The 279-nt window shown below is 53.4% G+C and carries 1 pseudogene; it reads right to left on the bottom strand.

Annotation, left to right across the window (positions count from 1 at the left end):
- Positions 1-239: pseudogene (locus tag SB773_RS31275) on the bottom strand (hypothetical protein); the annotation flags it as partial.
- Positions 240-279 lie beyond the last annotated feature (40 nt).

The following is a 279-nucleotide window of genomic DNA, read 5'->3' as shown; positions in this document are numbered from 1 at the left end:
AGGGTAGCGTCAGCGGCCTCATCCTGGTCGATTGGTAAAAACCAGTCTGGTTGCTGGGCGCGATACGCTTCACAGGTTCGCTCAATGCCAGCTTTGACATGCTCCGGCAATTCATGCTCCTGATTCATGTAATAGCCGGCAAGCAGCGCTGCCCCATAATGTCCTCCGACCCATCCCGCCGTAGCAGCCCGCGCCATTGCCACTACGCCAAGCTCTATATACGAATCCAACAGCCTCATCACTCATCCTCCTTTTTCCAGTTGCTTATCGTTATCATAT

It is taken from the genome of Bacillus sp. SIMBA_074, from assembly GCF_046534555.1.
GTDB classification, from domain to species: domain Bacteria; phylum Bacillota; class Bacilli; order Bacillales; family Bacillaceae_G; genus Bacillus_A; species Bacillus_A mycoides.
This window is presented reverse-complemented; position numbering and strand designations above follow the sequence as displayed.